The organism is Acidovorax bellezanensis, assembly GCF_025421555.1.
In the GTDB taxonomy this organism is placed as follows: domain Bacteria; phylum Pseudomonadota; class Gammaproteobacteria; order Burkholderiales; family Burkholderiaceae_C; genus Comamonas; species Comamonas bellezanensis.
The window spans coordinates 47,137-66,907 of the sequence record NZ_JAODYH010000007.1 but is presented as its reverse complement, the minus strand read 5'-3'; the positions used below and the strand labels follow the sequence as shown (position 1 = coordinate 66,907).

Annotated in this window: 19 protein-coding genes; 11 read left to right on the top strand and 8 right to left on the bottom strand. The window is 64.6% G+C overall.

Annotated features, from left to right (window positions below):
* Nucleotides 1–108: 108 nt before the first annotated feature.
* From N0K08_RS14350 to N0K08_RS14325, 6 genes are all read left to right on the top strand, one after another.
* Nucleotides 109–2,682, top strand: a complete 2,574-nt coding sequence (locus N0K08_RS14350; RefSeq protein WP_261501074.1) for a PAS domain S-box protein — start codon at nt 109–111, stop codon at nt 2,680–2,682.
* A complete protein-coding gene (locus N0K08_RS14345; RefSeq protein WP_261501073.1) occupies nt 2,679–3,317 on the top strand; it encodes a response regulator transcription factor in 639 nt (212 codons plus the stop codon). Before N0K08_RS14350 ends, N0K08_RS14345 begins: the two co-directional genes overlap by 4 nt.
* Before the next feature lie 90 nt (nt 3,318–3,407).
* Complete coding sequence (folD, locus tag N0K08_RS14340) at nt 3,408–4,259, top strand: bifunctional methylenetetrahydrofolate dehydrogenase/methenyltetrahydrofolate cyclohydrolase FolD (RefSeq protein WP_261501072.1); 852 nt, start codon at nt 3,408–3,410, stop codon at nt 4,257–4,259.
* Between the two features lie 97 nt (nt 4,260–4,356).
* The gene (locus N0K08_RS14335; protein WP_261501071.1) at nt 4,357–6,414 is read left to right on the top strand and encodes a M3 family metallopeptidase; all 2,058 of its coding nucleotides are present in this window, start codon (nt 4,357–4,359) and stop codon (nt 6,412–6,414) included.
* A gap of 65 nt (nt 6,415–6,479) precedes the next feature.
* Nucleotides 6,480–7,130: a glutaredoxin family protein gene (locus N0K08_RS14330; RefSeq protein WP_261501070.1), complete on the top strand. Its 651-nt coding sequence runs from the start codon at nt 6,480–6,482 to the stop codon at nt 7,128–7,130.
* 184 nt (nt 7,131–7,314) lie between these two features.
* Nucleotides 7,315–9,366 carry a M3 family metallopeptidase gene (locus N0K08_RS14325; protein ID WP_261501069.1) on the top strand — a complete coding sequence of 684 codons (2,052 nt, stop codon included), beginning with the start codon at nt 7,315–7,317 and terminating at the stop codon, nt 9,364–9,366.
* Between the two features lie 24 nt (nt 9,367–9,390).
* On the opposite strand, the gene rpiA is transcribed toward N0K08_RS14325, so the two are convergent.
* Nucleotides 9,391–10,083 (bottom strand): ribose-5-phosphate isomerase RpiA, encoded by a 693-nt coding sequence (rpiA, locus tag N0K08_RS14320; RefSeq protein WP_261501068.1) that lies wholly within the window; start codon nt 10,081–10,083, stop codon nt 9,391–9,393.
* A 34-nt stretch (nt 10,084–10,117) separates the two neighbouring features.
* Here rpiA and N0K08_RS14315 point away from each other — a divergent pair, with 34 nt between their 5' ends.
* On the top strand, nt 10,118–11,164 hold the full coding sequence (locus tag N0K08_RS14315; RefSeq protein WP_261501067.1) for a quinone-dependent dihydroorotate dehydrogenase: 1,047 nt from the start codon (nt 10,118–10,120) through the stop codon (nt 11,162–11,164).
* Nucleotides 11,165–11,197: 33 nt separating this feature from the next.
* Here the strand turns inward: N0K08_RS14315 and N0K08_RS14310 are convergent, their stop codons facing one another.
* From N0K08_RS14310 to N0K08_RS14280, 7 genes are all read right to left on the bottom strand, one after another.
* Nucleotides 11,198–12,742, bottom strand: a complete 1,545-nt coding sequence (locus tag N0K08_RS14310) for a methyl-accepting chemotaxis protein (protein WP_261501066.1) — start codon at nt 12,740–12,742, stop codon at nt 11,198–11,200.
* An 87-nt stretch (nt 12,743–12,829) separates the two neighbouring features.
* Nucleotides 12,830–13,102 carry a hypothetical protein gene (locus N0K08_RS14305; RefSeq protein WP_261501065.1) on the bottom strand — a complete coding sequence of 91 codons (273 nt, stop codon included), beginning with the start codon at nt 13,100–13,102 and terminating at the stop codon, nt 12,830–12,832.
* A 29-nt stretch (nt 13,103–13,131) separates the two neighbouring features.
* Entirely contained in the window at nt 13,132–13,578 is a 447-nt protein-coding gene (locus N0K08_RS14300; RefSeq protein WP_261501529.1) for a universal stress protein, read from the bottom strand.
* A 352-nt stretch (nt 13,579–13,930) separates the two neighbouring features.
* Nucleotides 13,931–14,272, bottom strand: a complete 342-nt coding sequence (locus N0K08_RS14295) for a hypothetical protein (RefSeq protein ID WP_261501064.1) — start codon at nt 14,270–14,272, stop codon at nt 13,931–13,933.
* Nucleotides 14,269–14,664 carry a phage holin family protein gene (locus tag N0K08_RS14290; RefSeq protein WP_261501063.1) on the bottom strand — a complete coding sequence of 132 codons (396 nt, stop codon included), beginning with the start codon at nt 14,662–14,664 and terminating at the stop codon, nt 14,269–14,271. The genes N0K08_RS14295 and N0K08_RS14290 overlap by 4 nt, the downstream gene beginning before the upstream one ends.
* A gap of 28 nt (nt 14,665–14,692) precedes the next feature.
* A complete protein-coding gene (locus tag N0K08_RS14285; protein ID WP_261501062.1) occupies nt 14,693–15,004 on the bottom strand; it encodes a DUF883 family protein in 312 nt (103 codons plus the stop codon).
* A 126-nt stretch (nt 15,005–15,130) separates the two neighbouring features.
* Nucleotides 15,131–16,126, bottom strand: coding sequence for an AraC family transcriptional regulator (locus tag N0K08_RS14280; protein WP_261501061.1), 996 nt, complete (start codon nt 16,124–16,126; stop codon nt 15,131–15,133).
* A 185-nt stretch (nt 16,127–16,311) separates the two neighbouring features.
* On the opposite strand from N0K08_RS14280, the gene N0K08_RS14275 reads away from it, so the two are divergent.
* The 4 genes from N0K08_RS14275 to N0K08_RS14260 all read left to right on the top strand — a co-directional run bounded on the left by N0K08_RS14275 (nt 16,312) and on the right by N0K08_RS14260 (nt 19,733).
* On the top strand, nt 16,312–17,370 hold the full coding sequence (locus tag N0K08_RS14275) for a BKACE family enzyme (RefSeq protein ID WP_261501060.1): 1,059 nt from the start codon (nt 16,312–16,314) through the stop codon (nt 17,368–17,370).
* Between the two features lie 73 nt (nt 17,371–17,443).
* Nucleotides 17,444–18,433, top strand: a complete 990-nt coding sequence (locus tag N0K08_RS14270) for a Bug family tripartite tricarboxylate transporter substrate binding protein (RefSeq protein WP_261501059.1) — start codon at nt 17,444–17,446, stop codon at nt 18,431–18,433.
* 13 nt (nt 18,434–18,446) lie between these two features.
* A complete protein-coding gene (locus N0K08_RS14265) occupies nt 18,447–18,857 on the top strand; it encodes a carboxymuconolactone decarboxylase family protein (RefSeq protein WP_261501058.1) in 411 nt (136 codons plus the stop codon).
* Between the two features lie 117 nt (nt 18,858–18,974).
* The gene (locus N0K08_RS14260) at nt 18,975–19,733 is read left to right on the top strand and encodes an SDR family NAD(P)-dependent oxidoreductase (protein ID WP_261501057.1); all 759 of its coding nucleotides are present in this window, start codon (nt 18,975–18,977) and stop codon (nt 19,731–19,733) included.
* The last annotated feature ends 38 nt before the right edge of the window (nt 19,734–19,771 follow it).

Sequence of the window (19,771 nt, the reverse complement as noted above, 5' to 3'; positions counted from 1 at the left end):
AAATGATGCTTTTTGATTTCACAATGCGAAAAATTGCTGCAGGCGCACATCCACCCCGCCACGTGTGGGCGTCGCGAAAACACCTCGTACACGCCCTACACTCCTGTCATGGAATCGACTCCCGCCAAAAGCAGCGCTGCCCCCCACTCCCTGTCCGACACAGCCGTCGCCGCCCCGGTGCGCTGGTGGCGCAGCTGGTGGCGCAGCCTGTCGCCCACGCGACAAGACCGTTTTGCCGCCCTGGCCCCGCTGGCCGCCGTCCTGATGTTTCTGGCGGCCATCGTGGCGGCCTTCTGGTATTTGCGCGCTGAAGAGGTCGAGCGCGAGCAAGAAGCCTTGCGCCGCGACGTGGAATACGCCCAGCAGCGCGTGCGCCTGCGCCTGCTGGAGCGCCAGGAACAGCTGATGCGCATCGCGCGCGATCTGGCCAACCAGGACCTGAGCCGAAGCGACTTTTCGCGCCGCAGCGAAGCGCTGATCACCCAATACCCCGAACTCCAGGCCATCAGCTGGATCGACGACAAGCAGCGCATCCGCGCCAGCCAGGCCGCGCCCACGGTGCACAGCGACCAGCTGCGCATCGCCGGCGAAACCTTGCGTCCCGGCGACACGGCCAAGACTTTCGCGCTGGTGCGCGACCTGCAACAGCCCGTCTACGCCCAGTCGGTGGCCGTGGCCGGCGAGCCCATTCCGCTGCTGCAGCTGCAGGTGCCGCTCAACAGCACCGGCGGCTTTGGCGGCGTGGTGCTGGGCGAGTACTCGGTCGACAGCCTGCTGCGCTACGGCACGCCCACCGAAGTGCTGGCCCGCTATGCCGTCACCATGCTCGACGGCAGCGGCCAGTTGCTGGCCGGCACGGCGCTGCCGCCGCGCTCCAGCGACAACGCCTTGAGCTGGTGGCGCAACCGCGCCAATGAGTACGAAGTGCCGGTCTCGCCCGTGGGCAACAGCCTGGTGCTGCGGGCCCAGGCCTATCGCACTTCGCTGGGCTTTGTCGGCAACGGCCTGTTCTGGCTGGTGGGCACGCTCAGCGCCATGACGGCCTGGATGCTGCTGGCCACCTGGCGCCACACGCGTCGGCGCATGCGCGCCCAGGAAGCGCTGGTGGCCGAGACCAATTTCCGCCGGGCCATGGAGAACTCGGTGCTCACCGGCATGCGCGCGCTGGACCTCGAAGGGCGCATCACCTATGTGAATGCGGCTTTTTGCCAGATGACGGGCTGGAGCGAAAGCGATCTGGTCGGCCAGTTGCCGCCTTACAGCTACTGGCCCAGCAATGAATACGACAACCTGCGCCTCAAATTGCGCGACGAACTCAGCGGCAAGACCATCGTCGGCGGCTTCCAGGTGCGCGTGCAGCGCAAGAACGGCAGCCAGTTCGACGCGCGGCTGTATGTCTCGCCGCTGATCGACGCCCACGGCCAGCACACGGGCTGGATGTCGTCCATGACCGACATCACCGAGCCCAACCGCATCCGCGAGCAATTGTCGGCCTCGCACGAGCGCTTCACCATCGTGCTCGAAGCCCTGGACGCATCGGTCTCGGTCGCGCCCCTGGGCAGCGCTGAGCTGCTGTTCGCCAACAAGCTCTACCGCCAGTGGTTCGGCTCCCAGACCGACGGCCATCTGCAGCTCGTGGCGCAGGCCGGCGTCCTGCCTTCGCGCAGCACCGATGCCGGCGCCGAAGGCGAGGACGGCTTGATGGGCCTGCCCGCCGACCCCTTGACCAGCGCGCGCAGCGAAAACGCCGAAATCTTCCTGCCCGACCTGGGCAAGTGGCTGGAAGTGCGTTCGCGCTATCTGAGCTGGGTCGATGGACGCCTGGCGCAAATGGTGATCGCCACCGACATCACGCCGCGGCGCCTGGCCGAAGAGCAGGCCGCGCGCCAGGCCGAGCACGCGCAATCCATCAGCCGGCTGATCACCATGGGCGAAATGGCGTCCAGCGTGGCGCACGAACTCAACCAGCCGCTGACGGCCATCAGCAACTACTGCAGCGGCATGATCACTCGCAGCCAGAACGGCCAGTTGAGCCAGGAGATGCTGCTGACGGCGCTGCAGAAAACCGCCCACCAGGCCCAGCGCGCCGGCCAGATCATCCAGCGCATCCGGGCCTTCGTGAAGCGTAGCGAGCCCAACCGCACCCTGGCCCAGGTCGCCGACATGGTCAGCGAAGCCGTGGAGCTGGCCGACATCGAACTGCGCCGCCACAACGTACGCCTGACCCACCGCGTGGCCGAGCGCTTGCCGCCCGTCATGGCCGACTCCATCCTGATTGAGCAGGTGCTGGTCAACCTGATGAAGAACGGCGCCGAATCCATCCAGAATTCCGACCGCCCCAGCCACCAGCGCAGCGTGGAGCTGCGCGTGCTGCCGCGCGAGATCGATGGCCAGAAAGTGGTCGAGTTCACCGTGCAGGACACGGGCAAGGGCTTGCCGCCGGAAGTGCTGGAACGGCTGTTCGAAGCCTTCTTCACCACCAAGAGCGAAGGCATGGGCATGGGCTTGAACCTGTGCCGCAGCATTGTCGAGTCGCACCATGGTCGAATGCAGGCGCAGAACCTCTACAATGGTTCCGAAGTCACTGGCTGCCGCTTTTCCTTTTGGCTGCCCTTGGCAAGCCCTGTGGATGCGACGACACTCACCACGACAACCGAACCCACCCCGAGGACGATTGCATGAGTTTGATTCCGAAAAAAGGCACTGTGTATGTGGTCGACGACGACGAGGCCGTCCGCGATTCGTTGCAGTGGTTGCTCGAAGGCAAGGACTACCGCGTGCGCTGCTTTGACGCTGCCGAGTCTTTTCTGTCGCGTTACGACCCCCGCGAAGTTGCCTGTCTGATCGTCGACATCCGCATGGGCGGAATGACGGGTCTGGAGCTCCAGGACCGCCTGATCGAGCGCAAGTCGCCCCTGCCCATCGTCTTCATCACCGGCCACGGCGACGTGCCCATGGCTGTGAACACGATGAAAAAAGGCGCGCTCGACTTCATCCAGAAGCCGTTCAATGAAGAAGAGCTGCTGGGCCTGGTCGAACGCATGCTCGACCATGCACGCGACGCTTTCGCCGGCCACCAGCAGGCTGCCAGCCGCGACGCCCTGCTGTCCAAGCTCACCAGCCGCGAAGCCCAGGTGCTCGAACGCATCGTTGCCGGCCGCCTGAACAAGCAGATCGCCGACGACCTCGGCATCAGCATCAAGACGGTGGAAGCGCACCGCGCCAACATCATGGAAAAGCTCAACGCCAACACCGTGGCCGATCTGCTCAAGATCGCCCTGGGACAAAACCAGCCCACGGGCAAGGTCGCGGCCTGACCCTCTGAGCCTGTTTTAAAATCATTGCAGGTTCACAGCTGCTAGCGCTTGCAACAGGTGCTAGCAGCATTTTTTATTGAGATTTCAAAAATGACAGCCCAACTCATCGACGGCAACGCCCTCTCCCGCCAACTGCGCTCGCAAGTCGCCACCCGCGCGGCGGCGCTGAAGGAGCGCGGCGTCACTCCCGGACTGGCCGTGGTGCTGGTGGGCGACAACCCGGCCAGCCAGGTCTATGTGCGCAACAAGGTGAAGGCCTGCGAAGAAGCCGGCCTGCATTCGGTGCTGGAAAAGTACGACGCCAGCCTGACCGAAGCCGAACTGCTGGCCCGAGTCGACGCGCTCAACAACGACCCCAGCATCCACGGCATCCTGGTGCAGCTGCCCCTGCCCGCGCACATTGACGACCACAAGGTCATCGAAGCCATCTCGCCACTCAAGGATGTGGACGGCTTCCACATCGCCAGCGCCGGTGCCTTGATGGTCGGCGAAGTCGGCTTCAAGGCCTGCACGCCCTACGGCTGCATGAAGATGCTCGAATCCATAGGCATGAAGGACCTGCGCGGCAAGCACGCCGTGGTCATCGGCCGCTCGAACATCGTCGGCAAGCCCATGGCCATGATGCTGTTGCAGGCCAACGCCACCGTGACCATCTGCCACAGCGGCACGGCCGACCTGGGCGCGATGACGCGCCAGGCCGACATCGTGGTCGCCGCCGTGGGCAAGCGCAACGTGCTGACGGCCGACATGGTCAAGCCTGGCGCCGTGGTGATCGACGTGGGCATGAACCGCAACGACGAAGGCAAGCTTTGTGGCGACGTGGACTTTGACGGTGTCAAGCAAGTCGCGGGCTACATTACCCCCGTGCCTGGCGGTGTCGGCCCCATGACAATTACCATGCTTTTGGTGAGCACCGTGGAAGCTGCTGAGCGCACGGTATAACTTGCTACCCCACTGCTTGAGGCGGTCCGGCGCGGGCATGGCCTGCGTTTGGCATTCTTCACTTGAAATCTTTAGTTACGCCGTCACCTGAGCCCTAATGAGCAATCCACTTCTAGCCACCTCCGACCTGCCCTTGTTCGATCGCATTCAGCCCGAACATGTGCTGCCCGCGATCAATCAACTCATGGAGCAGGCCAGCTTGGCACTGGAGACCGTGACCGCCGCGGAATTCCCCGCGCGCTGGGAATCGATCGCCGGCGTGCTGGACGTGGCCACCGAGAAGTTTGCCAGTGCCTGGGGCGCCGTGAGCCACCTCAACAGCGTGGCCGATACGCCCGAGCTGCGCGCCGCCTACAACGAGGCCTTGCCCAAGGTCACCGAGTTCTGGACCCGGCTGGGTGCGGACGAGCGGCTGTATGCCAAGTACAAGGCGATTGACCCGAGCACGCTCAACACCGAGCAGCGCCGCGCCTGGGACAACGCCGTGCGCAACTTCGTTCTGTCGGGCGCGGAACTGCAGGGCGAAGCCAAGCTGCGTTTCGCGCAAATCCAGGAGCGTTCGGCCGAGCTGAGCCAGAAGTTCAGCGAGAACGCGCTCGACGCCACCGACGCCTTTGCCTACTACGCCACGGCCGAAGAACTCGAAGGCGTGCCCGCCGACGTGCAGCAGGCCGCGCGTGCCGCCGCGGAAGCCGAAGGCCAGGCCGGCTACAAGCTCACGCTGAAGATGCCTTGCTACCTGCCGGTGATGCAGTTCGCCAAGAGCAGCGCCTTGCGCGAGAAACTCTACAAAGCCTATGTGACGCGTGCTTCCGACCAGGCAGCGAGCGACGCACAGAAATTCGACAACAGCGCCAACATCCGCTCCATCCTGGCCTTGCGCCTGGAAGAAGCCCAGTTGCTGGGCTATGCCAACTTTGGCGACCTGTCCCTGGTCACCAAGATGGCCCAGTCGCCGGCCGAAGTCATCACTTTCCTGCGCGACCTCGCGCACCGCGCACGCCCCTATGCCGAAAAGGACGTGGCCGACCTGCGCGCCTTCGCGACCCAGGAGCTGAATCTGGCCGATCCCCAGCCCTGGGACTGGAGCTATGTCTCGGAAAAGCTCAAGGAAGCGCGCTACGCCTTCAGCGAGCAGGAAGTCAAGCAATACTTTCCCGCACCCAAGGTGCTGGCCGGACTGTTCAAGATCGTCGAAACCCTGTTCGAAGTCAGCATCCGCCGCGATGTGGCCCCCGTCTGGAACCCGGCCGTGGAGTTCTACCGCATCGAGCGTGCGGGTGCCAACGGCCCGCAGCTGGTCGGCCAGTTCTATCTGGACCAGCCCGCGCGCAAAGGCAAGCGCGGCGGCGCATGGATGGACGATGTGCGCGCGCGCTGGCTGCGCCCCGACAACCACCAGCTGCAAACGCCCGTGGCGCACCTGGTCTGCAACTTCGCCGACGGCGTCGACGGCAAGCCGGCCCTGCTCACGCACGATGACGTGATCACGCTGTTCCACGAAACCGGCCACGGCCTGCACCACCTGCTGACCCAGGTCAACGAACGCGATGTCTCGGGCATCAGCGGCGTGGAATGGGATGCGGTCGAGCTGCCCAGCCAGTTCATGGAGAACTTCTGCTGGGAGTGGAGTGTGCTCGAGCACATGACAGCCCATGTGGAAACCGCGGAGCCGCTGCCGCGCGCCCTGTTCGACAAGATGACGGCCGCCAAGAACTTCCAGAGCGGCATGTCCACCTTGCGCCAGATCGAGTTCTCGCTGTTCGACATGCTGCTGCACACCACGCACCAGCCGGAAAACGACATCATGCCGTTGCTGGCCCAGGTGCGCGCCGAAGTCGCCGTACTGCCCGCCCCGCCCTACAGCCGCACGGCCCACACCTTCAGCCACATCTTTGCTGGTGGCTATGCCGCGGGTTACTACAGCTACAAATGGGCCGAGGTGCTGAGCGCCGACGCCTATGCGGCGTTCGAGGAAACCCAGCTGCCCGACGGCAGCAATTCGCCCGAGACCGGCCGGCGCTACCGCGCAGCGATTCTGGAAGCCGGCGGCAGCCGCCCGGCCATGGAATCGTTCAAGGCCTTCCGCGGCCGCGAGCCCACGCTGGACGCCTTGCTGCGCCACCAGGGCATGGCCGAGCCGGTCGCGGCTTGACCCCGGGTGCAAGGCGGATCCGCCTTGCACGCTACCTCCGCGCTTCTTTTTCAGCAGGTCCTGCCATGACTTCCACGCCTTATCGCCACCGCTGCGCCCTGGTCGCCACTGCGATGATCGCCATGCTCGCAGGCATGGCCCATGAAGCCAGCGCGCAGGCCATTTACCGCAGCATAGGTGCCGATGGGCGCGTGGTCTTCTCCGACCGGCCTCCCGCGGCGACCGGCACGACGCCGGCTGGAACCGCCCGCACGGCATCCAGCCCGGGCAATGAGCTGTCCTACGCCTTGCGCCAGGCACAGGCCCGCTATCCCGTGACGCTATACACCGCCAGCGACTGCAGCCCCTGCGGCAGTGCGCGCGCGCTGCTGGTTACGCGCGGCGTTCCATTCGCCGAATACACGGTGCAAACCGACGCCGACGTGCAGGCGCTGCGGGCCCTGAGCGGCCAGAATCAACTGCCATTCGCCACCATAGGCCGCCAGCACCTGGCCGGCTTTGCCGACGACGAGTGGCGCCAATACCTCGATGCAGCAGGCTACCCCGCGACATCGGAATTGCCCGCGAACTACCGCCGCGCCGCGCCCAGCCCCCTGGTCGCCCAGGTGCCGGCGGAGCCCAAGGCAGCACCGCCTGCGCGCAGCCCCGCGGCCGCCGCCCCGGCAGTGCCTACGAGCCGGGTCTCCCCGACCAATCCCGCAGGCCTGAGCTTCTGAACGCCCACGCTGCGCCTGGGCCCGGCGCAGAAAGTGGACGGCATTCCATCCTACAAATAGGTTAGCTATTTGCTATTGATTGAATTACAGCAATAGCCAATAATTATTTATTGGCAACGCCTGCTCTTCAGCATCCGACCAGAGACTGGCCACCGCCAGCCACCTACTTTCTGGTTCACGCATGATGAGCAATCCCTTTCTGGCAGGCGCCGACCTGCCTCCATTCGACCGCATGCAGCCCGAACATGTGCTGCCCGCGATCCATCAACTCATGGAGCAGGCCAGCCTGGCGCTGGAGACCGTGACCGCCGCGGAGTTTCCCGCGCGCTGGGAAGCGATCGCCGGCGTGCTGGACGTGGCCGTCGACCGCTTGGTCAGCGCCTGGGGCACCGTGAGCCACCTCAACCGCGTGGCCGACACGCCCGCGCTGCGCGCCGCCTACAACGAAGCCCTGCCCAAGGTCACCGGGTTCTGGACCCGGCTGGGCGCGGACCAGCGGCTGTATGCCAAGTACAAGGCGATCGACCCCAGCACGCTCAACACCGAGCAGTGCCGCGCCTGGGACAACGCCGTGCGCAACTTCGTGCTGTCGGGAGCGGAACTGCAGGGTGAAGCCAAGCTGCGCTTCGCGCAAATCCAGCAGCGCTCGTCCGAGCTGAGCCAGAAGTTCAGCGAAAACGCGCTCGACGCCACCGAGGCCTTTGCCTACTACGCCACGGCCGAAGAACTCGAAGGCGTGCCCGCCGACGTGCAGCAGGCCGCGCGTGCCGCCGCTGAAGCCGAAGGCCAGGCCGGCTACAAGCTCACGCTGAAGATGCCTTGCTGCCTACCGGTGCTGCAGTTCGCCAGGAACAGCGGCCTGCGCGAAACCCTCTACAAAGCCTATGTGACCTGCGCTTCCGACCAGGCCGGGGGCGATGCGACGCGATTCGACAACAGCACCAACATCCGCTCCATCCTGGCCTTGCGCCTGGAGGAAGCCCAACTGCTGGGCTATGCCCACTTCGCCGACCTGACCCTGGTCACCGAGATGGCCCCATCGCCGGCCGAAGTCATCACTTTCCTGCGCGACCTGGCCCGGCGCGCGCGCCCCCATGCCGAAAAGGATGTGGCCGACCTGCGCGCCTTCGCGGTCCAGGAGCTGGGCCTGGCCGACCCCCAGCCCTGGGACTGGCGCTATGTCACGGAAAAACTCAAGCAAGCGCGCTACGCTTTCAGCGAGCAGGAAGTCAAACAATACTTCCCCGCACCCAAGGTGCTGGCCGGACTGTTCAAGATCGTCGAAAGCCTGTTCGAAGTCAGCATCCGCCGCGACGTGGCGCCCATCTGGAACCCGTCCGTGGCGTTCTACCGCATCGAGCGTGCGGGTGCCAACGGACCGGAACTGGTCGGCCAGTTCTATCTGGACCAGCCCGCGCGCCAAGGCAAGCGCGACGGCGCCTGGATGGATGGCACGCGCACACGCTGGCTGCGCCCCGACAACCACCAACTGCAAACGCCCGTCGCCCATCTGGTCTGCAACTTCGCCGATGGCGTCGACGGCAAGCCGGCCCTGCTCACCCACCACGACGTGATCACGCTGTTTCACGAAGCCGGCCACGGCCTGCACCACCTGCTGACCCAGGTCAACGAACACCGGATCTCGGGAATACGCGGCGTGGAATGGGATGCGGTCGAGCTGCCCAGCCAGTTCATGGAAAACTTCTGCTGGGAGTGGAGCGTGCTCGAGCACATGACGGCCCATGTGGACACGGGCGAGCCGCTGCCGCGTGCGCTGTTCGACAAGATGACGGCCGCCAAGAACTTCCAAAGCGGCATGTCCACCTTGGACCAGATCGAGTACGGGCTGTTCGACATGCTGCTGCACACCACGCACCAGCCGGAAAACGACATCATGCCGCTGCTGGCCCAGGTGCGCGCCGAAGTCGCGGTGCTGCCGGCTCCGCCCTACAGCCGCCCCGCCCACACGCTCAGCCACATTTTTGCCGGTGGCCATGCCGCGGGCTACTACGGCTACAAATGGGCCGAAGTGCTGAGCGCCGACGCCTACGCGGCGTTCGAGGAAACCCAGCTTCCCGACGGCAGCAACTGCCGGGAAACGGGCCGGCGCTTTCGCACCGAGATTCTGGAAGCTGGCGGCAGCCGCCCGGCCATGGAATCCTTCAAGGCCTTCCGCGGCCGCGCGCCTTCGCTGGACGCCTTGCTGCGCCACCAGGGCATGGCCGAGCCGGCCTGAGCCCTGGCGCCCGGCCCCGGGTTTTCAGAACGCCATGGTGCGCACGCCCTGCGCCGTGCCCAGCAGGCACACGGAAGCCTTCTGGTGGGCGAACACACCCACAGTGACCACGCCAGGCCACTGGTTGACTTCGGATTCGAACGCCAGCGGATCGGCGATCGACAGGCCGCGCACGTCCAGGATGTGCTGGCCGTTGTCGGTGACCAGGGGCTGGCCGTCCTTGAGGCGCAGCGTCACGCTCGCGCCCATGGCTTCGAAGCGGCGGACAATCTGCTGTGCCGCCATGGGAATGACTTCGACCGGCAGCGGGAATGCGCCCAGTGCCGAAACCAGCTTGGATTCGTCGGCGATGCAGACGAAGCGCTGGGCCAGCGCCGCCACGATCTTCTCGCGCGTCAGCGCCGCGCCGCCGCCCTTGACCATATGGCCCTTGCCGTCGATTTCATCGGCGCCGTCGATGTAGACCGACAGCGACTCGACTTCGTTGGCATCGAACACCGCAATGCCCAGCGCCTTCAGGCGCTCGGTGCTGGCGACCGAGCTGGAGACCGCGCCGCGGATCTGGTCCTTGATGGTGGCCAGGGCGTCGATGAACTTGTTGACCGTGGAACCCGTGCCCACACCGACGATTTCGCCGGCCTGCACGTACTGGAGAGCGGCTTGGCCGACCAGGGTTTTGAGTTCATCTTGGGAAAGGGCTGCAGCAGGTGTCGTCATGGGCGAGAATTGGAAGTAATCACCGAATTATCCAATGTCTCTTATTCCCTACGCTCTGGCCCGCCCCTTTCTGTTCAGTCTCGACGCCGAGGCTGCCCATGACCTGACCATGAACCTGCTGGCGCGGGGCCAAGGCACGCCGCTGCAATGGGCCTGGTCGCAGTCCATGGTGTCCGACCCGGTGGAACTCGCCGGATTGAAGTTCCCCAACCGTGTGGGCATGGCCGCGGGCCTGGACAAGAACGCGCGCTGCATCGACGCGCTGGCCGCCATGGGCTTCGGTTTCGTCGAAGTCGGCACCGTGACGCCCAAGCCCCAGCCGGGCAACCCCCAGCCGCGCATGTTCCGCATCCCCCAGGCCAAGGCCTTGATCAACCGCCTGGGCTTCAACAACCAGGGGCTGGACGCCTTCGTGGCCAATGTGCGCCAGTCCCAATGCCGCGCCCAGGGCAAGCCCATGCTGCTGGGCCTGAACATCGGCAAGAACGCGCTCACGCCCATCGAGGAAGCCACCAGCGACTACCTGATCGCCCTGGAAGGCGTGTATCCGCATGCCGACTACGTGACCATCAACATCAGCTCGCCCAACACCAAGAACCTGCGCGCGCTGCAAAGCGATGACGCTCTCGACGGCCTGCTCGGCGCCGTTGCCGTGCGACGCGAACAGCTCGCGGCCCAGCAAGGCCGGCGCGTGCCGCTGTTCGTGAAGATCGCTCCCGATCTGGACGCGGACCAGGTCGCGGTGATTGCCGCCACCCTGCAGCGCCACGGCATGGACGGCGTCATCGCCACCAACACCACCATCCGCCGCGAAGCCGTCCAGGGCATGGCCCATGCCGAAGAGGCCGGCGGCCTGTCGGGTGCACCCGTGCGCGACGCCAGCAACCATGTGATCCGCCAGTTGCGCGCGGCCCTGGGCCCGAAGTTCCCCATCATCGGCGTGGGCGGCATCATGAGCGCCAACGACGCTGTCGAGAAGATCCGCGCCGGCGCCGACGTGGTGCAGATCTACAGCGGCCTGATCTATGAAGGCCCGGCCCTGGTCAAGCGCGCGGCGCTGGCCTTGCGCAACATGCGTTGACCCGCTTATCTGGAACCGTTTCCGGAACACAATTCAGCGAAAAACGCTCACCGCTTCCACCAGGCGCTGCGTCTGCTGCTGCAGGCTTTGTGATGCGGCGGCACCCTGCTCCACCAGCGCGGAGTTCTGCTGCGTGACTTGGTCCAGGTGGCCTACGGCTTGGCTCACCTGCTGGATGCCGCTGCTCTGCTCTATCGTGGCCGAGCTGATCTCGCTGATGAGTCCTGACACGCGTTTGACCTGGTGCACGATCTCGCTCATGGTCTTGCCGGCGTCGTCGACCAGGCGCGTGCCGGCCTCCACCCTGTTCACGCTGGCGCCAATCAGCTGCTTGATTTCCTTGGCTGCTTCGGCGCTGCGCTGGGCAAGGTTGCGCACTTCACCCGCCACCACGGCAAAGCCACGTCCTTGCTCGCCCGCACGGGCAGCTTCCACCGCGGCGTTGAGCGCGAGGATATTGGTCTGAAACGCGATGCCGTCGATCACGCCGATGATGTCCTGGATCTTGCGCGAGCTTTCGGTGATCGCGCTCATGGTGCTCACCACCTGCGACACCGCCTGACCACCGCGCGAAGCGGCCTCGCTGGCCGTGCCCGAGAGTTGATTGGCCTGGCTGGAGGTTTCGGCGTTCTGCCGCACGGTGGCGGTCATCTGCTCCATCGACGCGGCCGTCTGCTGCAGGCTGGAGGCGGCTTGCTCGGTGCGTTGGCTCAGGTCATTGTTGCCCTGCGCGATGTCGGCCACCGCGGACTGCACGGTCAGCACCTGCTGGCTCACATCGTCGATCAACCAGCGGAACATCAGTCCCAGCTGGCTGATGCTGCGCATCGTCATGCCGATTTCGTCCACCCGGTCCATGTGCGCCACCTTCTGCGTGTCGCCCGTGGCCACACGCAATGCCTGCTCACGCAGGAACTCCAGCGGCCCGGCCAACTGTGATTCGAGGAACCAGCCTGCCAGACCCACAGCCACGGCACTCAGGCCGGCGAGCTGAGCCCATTGCATGGCCGGCATGTCCAATGCCCAGGCACCACCGAGCAGCCCCGCCAGCAGCACCGTCAGCGACAGACGAATACGACTGCGCACGCGCATGGTCTTGAACAGGGTGCTCGCGCCCATCAACCCGGTGTGCAGCAGCAAGCCCTTGTGCAGCTTCAGGTGCCTGGCGCCGCCCGCGCGCATGTCCGCGTACAAATGCTCAGCAGCGGCAATTTCTTCCCGCGTGGCCTTGGTACGCACCGACATATAGCCCACCGACTTGCCGTTGCGGATCACAGGTGTGGCGTTGGCGCGCACCCAGTAGTGGTCGCCGTTCTTGCGGCGGTTCTTCACCAGTGCGGTCCAGGGCTCGCCGCCCTTGAGCGTGGACCACATGTCGGCGAAGGCCTCCTGGGGCATGTCCGGATGGCGCACCAGATTGTGCGGCTGACCCTGGATTTCGTCCTGCGAGAAACCGCTTACGGCCACGAAGGCGGCGTTGGCGTAGGTGATGTGGCTCTGCGTGTCGGTGGTCGACATCAGGGTCGCGTTGTCAGGGAACTCGTACTCACGCTGGGTAACAGGGCTGTTGACACGCATAACAAACCTCACCGGAAGTGAATGGGATTCCACACTATCGGAGCATGATCAATAGGCCGGTAACCCGAATAGACATCAAAATCCACATCAGATCGCACTGATGGCCGTGCGCTGCATGAAATCCAAGGCCTGCTTGGCCACAGCGCTATGCAGGGCGGAATGGGTAACAGGGAGAGTGACTGAAGTGGCCAGAACTGCAGCGATCACTACTCTGCTGGCGGCAGGCGCATGCCGCCGCCTGGCGGTGCACATATCGATGTCATCGAAGGCATGGGCCCTGGCCTGCCCCGCGCCTTGGAGTTCGTCGAGAACCTCGCGATGGCCTCCCGCTTTCTTGCCACGGCGGAGCCAAGGTTTCAAGTCGGCATCAGATATTCAGACAAGCAAGCTCATGCAGATCGGTAAACCAATACCGGAACACTTGTATGCGTCAGTACTTTCTGCGTTTCACTGCCAAGAAGTAATCCGCTTATTCCCTTGCGACCATGGGAAGCCATGAATATCAAATCGCAGTCCTTGTCTTTGGCGTGCTGAATGATTGCCTTGTAAGTGGAGTTGGAAGTAACTCTCGCCAATTCATACGAGACCCCTTCCTGCTTGGCGATCGCCTCGACAAAGCTCAGCGCCTTGTCAGCATCCAGATTCACGCTCTGGTCAAACTCGGCACTGCTATTGGTCATCAGCGCATCGGCACCATAAATAACGGTCTGATAATCTGGCATGACATACAGGCCCGTCACTTTCGCTCCATGCTCGTGTGCCAGTGCTATGGCAGAACGTACGGATGCTTCAGAAAGTTCCGTTCCATCTGTTGGGAGTAATAGATGTTTGTACATGGCACTTCTCCATTGAGACAATGACATGATGCGCTGTTTCTTTTCAATTGTTCGCACATTGATAACATCGAAAATCAAGAATTGCACATGTTTCAAATTGAGTATTTTTTCCGGGGGATTTTTTTATCTACGGCGCAGTGATTTCGCCATGTCCTTGGCGACGCATGATCTGCTGTGGATCGCGGGCGCACGTCCAGCGGCGAAGATGGCTGAAATGGTCAGGACCGCGGTGCCATCCACGCCAGTACCTCCTCGCGCACCAACAGAAAAGCCCCAGACCATTTCTGATCTGGGGCTTCATGTTGGGTGGCCTGGGACGCAGTCGAACCGCCGACACCAGGATTCTCGATCCCTAGCGCCGGAATCGGGCCACCAGCGGCAACACAATGCCCGTCCAGCGGATCAGCCGGCCTGGGCCGAGCATCAGCGCCACCCCGGCCGCGGCCGCCACGGCCACGGGGTGCAGGCGCGCAAACGCCACCACCCGCTCGACCAAGGGGCCGCCCACCGGCATTTGAGCCGCCTGCTGGCTGCGCAGTGCGAGCGCCTGGGCGCGTGCACTGCGCCGCGCGCTCAGGCGCTCGCGCTGGGCGGCAATGCGCTTCAACACCACACGCTGCGCTTCAGGCAGCGCCGCATCGCGCAGCGTGGCCGCGGCCTTGCTCACGGTAGCAGCAGAAGTCGTTGTATTCACAGCCGCTCCTTGATGGCGTGCCAATCCTGCGCCAGCTCATTGCGCGTCAATGCAAACGCATTGCCGGCCTTGCGCAGGGTCGAAATCAGGCCCAGCAACAGGCCGCCCCAAAGCAGCAGCCATGCAGCTGCGACGCTCCAGGCCACGGTCATGCGCTGGGGTGTATCCCAGAACTGCGCGACCAGCGCCATGGAAAACACGACCAAGGCCACGACGGTCAAACCGCCCAGTGCGATGCCCATCACCACGACGGAGAAAATCCGGCGTTTCTGGTCTTGCCATTCCAGCCGGGCGAGATCAAGGCGGTCTTCCGCCGCAATCGCGCCTTCGATCATATTGGCGCGCCAACGCGCCAGCCATGCGTCAAGGCCCAGTACAGACAGCCAGTTCACATCCATGTCCGATGCAGGGGTGCCGGCTTCAACGGCGGGCCAGCAGGAAGCCGATCACCGCACCCGTGGCCAGCGCGGCACCTGCCACGCGCCAAGGTTCGTCGTGCGCATACTGGTCAGCGGCCCGGGCCGCATCCTTGGCCTGGCGCGCGGCTTCGCGTGCCGCACGCACGGCGGACTCGCGTGCCGAGTCGATGCCTTCGTCCAGACGCTTGCGCAGCACCTGGATTTCAGGCAAGGAATCGAGGTTCTTGCTGTCCAGCAGACCACGCAGATCGCTCACCAGTTTTTCCAGTTCGGTCTGGGCTTGGGACACGGTGTCGGATACGGAATAAGTCATGGAGGCCTTTCAGGTGGACAATGAAAATCAAAAACAGCAAGCTGCCCGCACAGCCTAACTGTGCGTCTTGCCTTCATCTTAGCGAAACCCTACGAGAGCTCCAAGAGAATCCGGGCCGCAGCACTGTCAGACAGTTCCTGCAAACTCCGCCGAACGCCCATCCCGGGCCTGACAACGCCTCCAGCGGGAAAACGCGCTCAGGCTGCTGAAGCCCAGCAAAGGGGCAATATCGGAGAGCTTTCTATCCCCGTAACCCATGAGACGCTGGGCCTGTTCCAGCCTGACCTGGTCCAGCACCTCGGTGAATGTCGTGCCCTGCGTGACCAGCCTGCGGTGCACCGTGCGCCGGTCCACACCCAGGTGCAGCGCCACCTGGTCCGCGCTGCAGCGCCCCGTGGGCAGCAAGGCCATGATGAGCTGCACGACTTCATCGCGCACCGACAGGTTGCTGTGACCCAGGTCTTCGTGCACCAGCTGGTGCACCTGCTGGCGCATGACGGGATCGGCGGAGTGCAGCGGCGCATCCATCTCGGACGACGCCAGGGCAATGCCGTTGTAATCCTGTGAAAAACGCAGATTGCCGCCCAGGATGCTGCGATGCCATGCGAGGTTGGCCGGCGCCGGGTGCATGAAGCTGACACTGCGAGGCTGCCACTGCGGCCCCAGCGCCAGGCACAGCGTGTGATAGAGCGCGCCCAGCGCCAGCTCGACCGACTGGCGCCCGGCATGGACAAACGGCAGGAACACCTGCTCGATGACGGCCACGCCCCCGGCTTCATGGAGTTGGGTGCTCAGGCTCTCGTTGTGCAGGTACAGGTAGCGCGTGAGCGTATCCATCGCCTGGCGCAGCGTGGGCTCGTCACGGGCCAGCATGCCGACGATGCCGAACGACGACAGCCGACGCGTCACCGACAGGCGCAGCCCGAAAGCCTGCTCGCCCGAGCGTTCGCCCGACAGCTCCATCAGCCGCATGACGCTGGCCGCGGGAATGCGCAGTTCCGTGTTGTCAAAGCAGGAGCGAGGCAGGCCCACGGCCGCCAGCATGTCCAGCGGCTCCAGGCCGACGCTGGTCGCCAGGTCGGCGTAGTGGGCCAGGCTGGCGCTGCGCATCAATGCAGTCATAGAGGTTTTCCCTTGGTGTCCCAAAAGGATAAACCACCGTCCCAAAACGTCAAGCACCAACGCGCCCAGCTGCCTACATTGCGACTCAGGAACCGCGCTTTTGCACACCGCGCGGTACTCCTGGCGCAGCGGCTCCGACGCCGTCCGTGCCAGGCCCCGTACTGTTTGATCTGAAAGCCCACACCATGAACTTCCTCGACGGCCACCTGTTCCCTGAGAACCAGCAACCCCTGATCATCACCGCCGCCCCCTACGCGCCGTCGTGGATGCCCGGCGACTTTCCCGGCGAAATCGCCGTCACCATGGAAGAGCAGATCCAGAAAGCCGTGGACTGCTACAACGCCGGCGCCCAGGTGCTGCACCTGCATGTGCGCGAGCTCGACGGCCGCGGCAGCAAGCGCCTGTCCAAGTTCAACGAACTGATCGCCGGCGTGCGCGCCCGCGTGCCCGAGATGATCATCCAGGTCGGCGGCTCCATCAGCTTTGCCCCTGAAAGCGACGGCGCCGCCGCCAAGTGGCTCAGCGACGACACCCGCCACATGCTGGCCGAGCTGGACCCCAAGCCCGACCAGGTGACGGTGACCATCAACACCTCGCAGATGAACATCCTCGAGCAGTTCGATGCGCGCGACATCGCGGGCACGTCCATGGAAGACCCGGCCGTGTTCAACGCCTACAAGGAAATGACCGTGCCCGCGCAGCCGGGCTGGGCCGAGGAGCACATCCGCCGCCTGAGCGCCGCCGGCATCCAGAGCGCCTTCCAGTGCTACAACATCAACAGCTTCGAGTCCGTGGAGCGACTGATCCGCCGCGGCGTCTACAAGGGCCCGCTGGTCATGAACTGGGTGGCCATCGGCGGCGGCATGGACGCCCCCAGCATCTACAGCCTGGCCAACTTCGTGCGCGCCGTCCCCGATGGCGCCGTGCTCACCGTCGAAAGCTCGGTGCTGAACGTGCTGCCCATCAACATGATGGGTATCGCCATGGGCCTGCACGTGCGCTGCGGCACGGAAGACAACCTCTGGAACCAGACGCGCACCAAGAAGATGGGCACCGTGGAGCAGATCGAGCAGTTGGTGCAGATCGCCAAGCTGTGCAGCCGTCCGATTGCCACGCCCCAGCAGGCGCGCGAGATCAGCCAGATCGGCGTGTTCTACGAAACCACGGAAGAAACGCTGGAGAAGAACGGCTTTGCGCCCAACCGCAATGGCGGCCAGCAAGGCTATCTGCGCAAGGTCGCCTGAGGCCTCTTCCGGCAGCGGACCGGGACGACCCCGGTCCGCTGGCTCTGAATGATTTCTTCACCGCCACCGCACCATGAACTCTTCCGTTTTCTTGCTCACGCGCCGGACATGCCTTATGGCACTGCTGTCGGCCCTGCCTGCGTCCCAGGTGCTGGCGCAAAGCACCTGGCCCCGCCGCCCCATACGGCTGATCGTTCCGGCCCCGGCCGGCGGTGCCTCCGACATGATTGCGCGCACCATCGCGGAAAGCCTCCGCAAAAGCACGGGCCAGACCGTGATCGTGGAAAACAAGCCCGGTGCGGGCGGCATTCTCGCGGTCGAAACCATGATGCAGGCCGCGCGCGACGGCTACACCCTGGTGCTGTCGCCCAACTCCCTGGCGACCGAGAACCCCTACACCTATAAATTCCGCTTTTCGCCGTTCAAGGACCTGGCCCCGGTGGCCGAAGTCGCCAGCGTGGCGCTGGTGCTGGTCGCCGACCCGCGCCTGCCCCTGCGCAACATCGCCGAGATGACGCAGTATGTGAAAGCCCACCCGGGCAAGACCGCTTACGCCTCCTACAGCCCGGGAACGATTTCGCACCTCAAGGGCATACAGTTCAACCAGGCGGCAGGCCTGGACATGGAGCATGCCGGCTACAAGGGCTCGCCCCCGGCCTTGCAGGACCTGATGGGCGGCCAGGTGCAATTCATGTTCGACGGCATGGGTACCTCGCTGCCCCTGATCCAGGCCGGCAAGCTGCGCGCACTGGCCGTCACCTCGGCCCAGCGCTCCCCGCTGCTGCCCGACGTGCCCACCTTGGCGGAGTCCGGCTATCCCGCCCTCAGCCAGACCATGGGCACGACCATCTGGTCCACGCCCGACGTCCCGCAGGAGATCCGCAACCAGCTGCGCCAGGAGCTGCTCAAGGCCATCGCGACGCAAACGGTCAAGAGCCAGCTCGCGGTCCTGGGCATGGAGGCGGGCAACCCGGCCCAGACCCTGGCCGATCTGGAAAAGTCGTTGCAGCAGGACTATGAATACACCGGCCAGATGCTGCGCGCCATCCACTACAAGCCCTGAGGGGGAGATTCTCATGCACGACCAGAACACCGATGCCACTTCTTCCACCCCGGTCAGCGACACGCTGCGCGACAGCGGCTACTGGAATCCCGAATGGGACAGCTTCACCGAGCTCGACCCCCTATGGACGGAAAAATTCCTGGACATGGCCATGCACCCCATGCGCAAGGGCCTGATCGAGCCCAAGGTCTGGGAATTCATTTCCATTGCTGTCGATGCCTCCTGCACGCACATGTACGGCCCAGGCACCCGGCGCCATATCCGCCGCGCGCTGGAGCTGGGCGCGACCCAGGACGAAATCGCGGCCGTGCTCCAGGGCGTGAGCGTGCTGGGCCTGCACGCCAACAGCATGGGCGCGCCCATGCTGCTGGAAGAGGTGGCGCGTTTCAAGGCCCAGGCCCCGCAGAAAGCCCAGGCCGAATAGCGCGCAATCCAGCACGCCACCCCAGGCCATGCCAGTCCGCACCCACCGCTGGCTGGCTTTTTTTTCGCTGCGCCGCCGTGGCGCTCGCCCTTCCCTCCCCACCCACCGAAGTTCCTCATGAAACCACAGTTTGACAAGCAGGTCGTACTCATCACAGGCGCCACCGCAGGCATTGGCCGGGCCGCCGCGCTGGCCTTCGCCCACCAGGGTGCGCACCTCGTCGTCAGCGGACGCAATGCCGCCGCGGGCGCCACGCTGGTCTCCGAGCTGCACGCCCTGGACGCGCAGGCGGCCTTCATGGCCGCCGACGTCAGCCAGGAAGACCAGGTGGCGCAGCTCGTCGCTTTTTGCGTCGCGCGCTTCGGCCGCCTCGATGTGGCCGTCAACAGCGCAGGCCTCGAAGGCATGCGCGGCTCCATCATGGAGCAGACGCCGCAGACCTATGCCGCGGCCTTCGACGCCAATGCCTTGGGCACTTTTCTGTGCCTCAAGCATGAGATGCGCGTCATGTCGCGCCAGAAGTCCGGGGCCATCGTGAATCTCTCCTCCACCATGGGCAGCCGCGGCAACGCGCAGGCGCCGATGTATGTCGCGAGCAAGCACGCCATCGAAGGCTTCACCAAGGCCGTGGCACTCGAAGCCTGTCAGTACAACATCCGCGTCAACGCGGTCGCGCCCGGCCCCATCGCCACCGAAATGCTCGATCGCATTGCCGGCGGCGCGCACAACATTCCGCTGGTGGCGTCGACCATCCCGGCGGGACGGATAGGCCAGCCCGAGGAAGTGGCCGATGCCATCCTGTTCATGGCCTCGCCGCAGGCGAGCTACATCACGGGCCAGATTCTGCAGGTCAACGGCGGCAAGACCGCCATGTGAGGCCCTGCCCACGCATTGCTCTATCCATTCTCAACCAC

Coding starts and splice junctions, on each gene's coding strand:
- N0K08_RS14310 (WP_261501066.1), bottom strand. CDS start 12,742: ATGCGTGTCAACAGCCCTGTTACCCAGCGTGAGTACGAGTTCCCTGAC.
- N0K08_RS14315 (WP_261501067.1), top strand. CDS start 10,118: ATGTCTCTTATTCCCTACGCTCTGGCCCGCCCCTTTCTGTTCAGTCTC.
- N0K08_RS14265 (WP_261501058.1), top strand. CDS start 18,447: ATGCACGACCAGAACACCGATGCCACTTCTTCCACCCCGGTCAGCGAC.
- N0K08_RS14275 (WP_261501060.1), top strand. CDS start 16,312: ATGAACTTCCTCGACGGCCACCTGTTCCCTGAGAACCAGCAACCCCTG.
- N0K08_RS14270 (WP_261501059.1), top strand. CDS start 17,444: ATGAACTCTTCCGTTTTCTTGCTCACGCGCCGGACATGCCTTATGGCA.
- N0K08_RS14300 (WP_261501529.1), bottom strand. CDS start 13,578: ATGTACAAACATCTATTACTCCCAACAGATGGAACGGAACTTTCTGAA.
- N0K08_RS14280 (WP_261501061.1), bottom strand. CDS start 16,126: ATGACTGCATTGATGCGCAGCGCCAGCCTGGCCCACTACGCCGACCTG.
- N0K08_RS14345 (WP_261501073.1), top strand. CDS start 2,679: ATGAGTTTGATTCCGAAAAAAGGCACTGTGTATGTGGTCGACGACGAC.
- N0K08_RS14260 (WP_261501057.1), top strand. CDS start 18,975: ATGAAACCACAGTTTGACAAGCAGGTCGTACTCATCACAGGCGCCACC.
- N0K08_RS14350 (WP_261501074.1), top strand. CDS start 109: ATGGAATCGACTCCCGCCAAAAGCAGCGCTGCCCCCCACTCCCTGTCC.
- folD (WP_261501072.1), top strand. CDS start 3,408: ATGACAGCCCAACTCATCGACGGCAACGCCCTCTCCCGCCAACTGCGC.
- N0K08_RS14330 (WP_261501070.1), top strand. CDS start 6,480: ATGACTTCCACGCCTTATCGCCACCGCTGCGCCCTGGTCGCCACTGCG.
- rpiA (WP_261501068.1), bottom strand. CDS start 10,083: ATGACGACACCTGCTGCAGCCCTTTCCCAAGATGAACTCAAAACCCTG.
- N0K08_RS14285 (WP_261501062.1), bottom strand. CDS start 15,004: ATGACTTATTCCGTATCCGACACCGTGTCCCAAGCCCAGACCGAACTG.
- N0K08_RS14335 (WP_261501071.1), top strand. CDS start 4,357: ATGAGCAATCCACTTCTAGCCACCTCCGACCTGCCCTTGTTCGATCGC.
- N0K08_RS14325 (WP_261501069.1), top strand. CDS start 7,315: ATGAGCAATCCCTTTCTGGCAGGCGCCGACCTGCCTCCATTCGACCGC.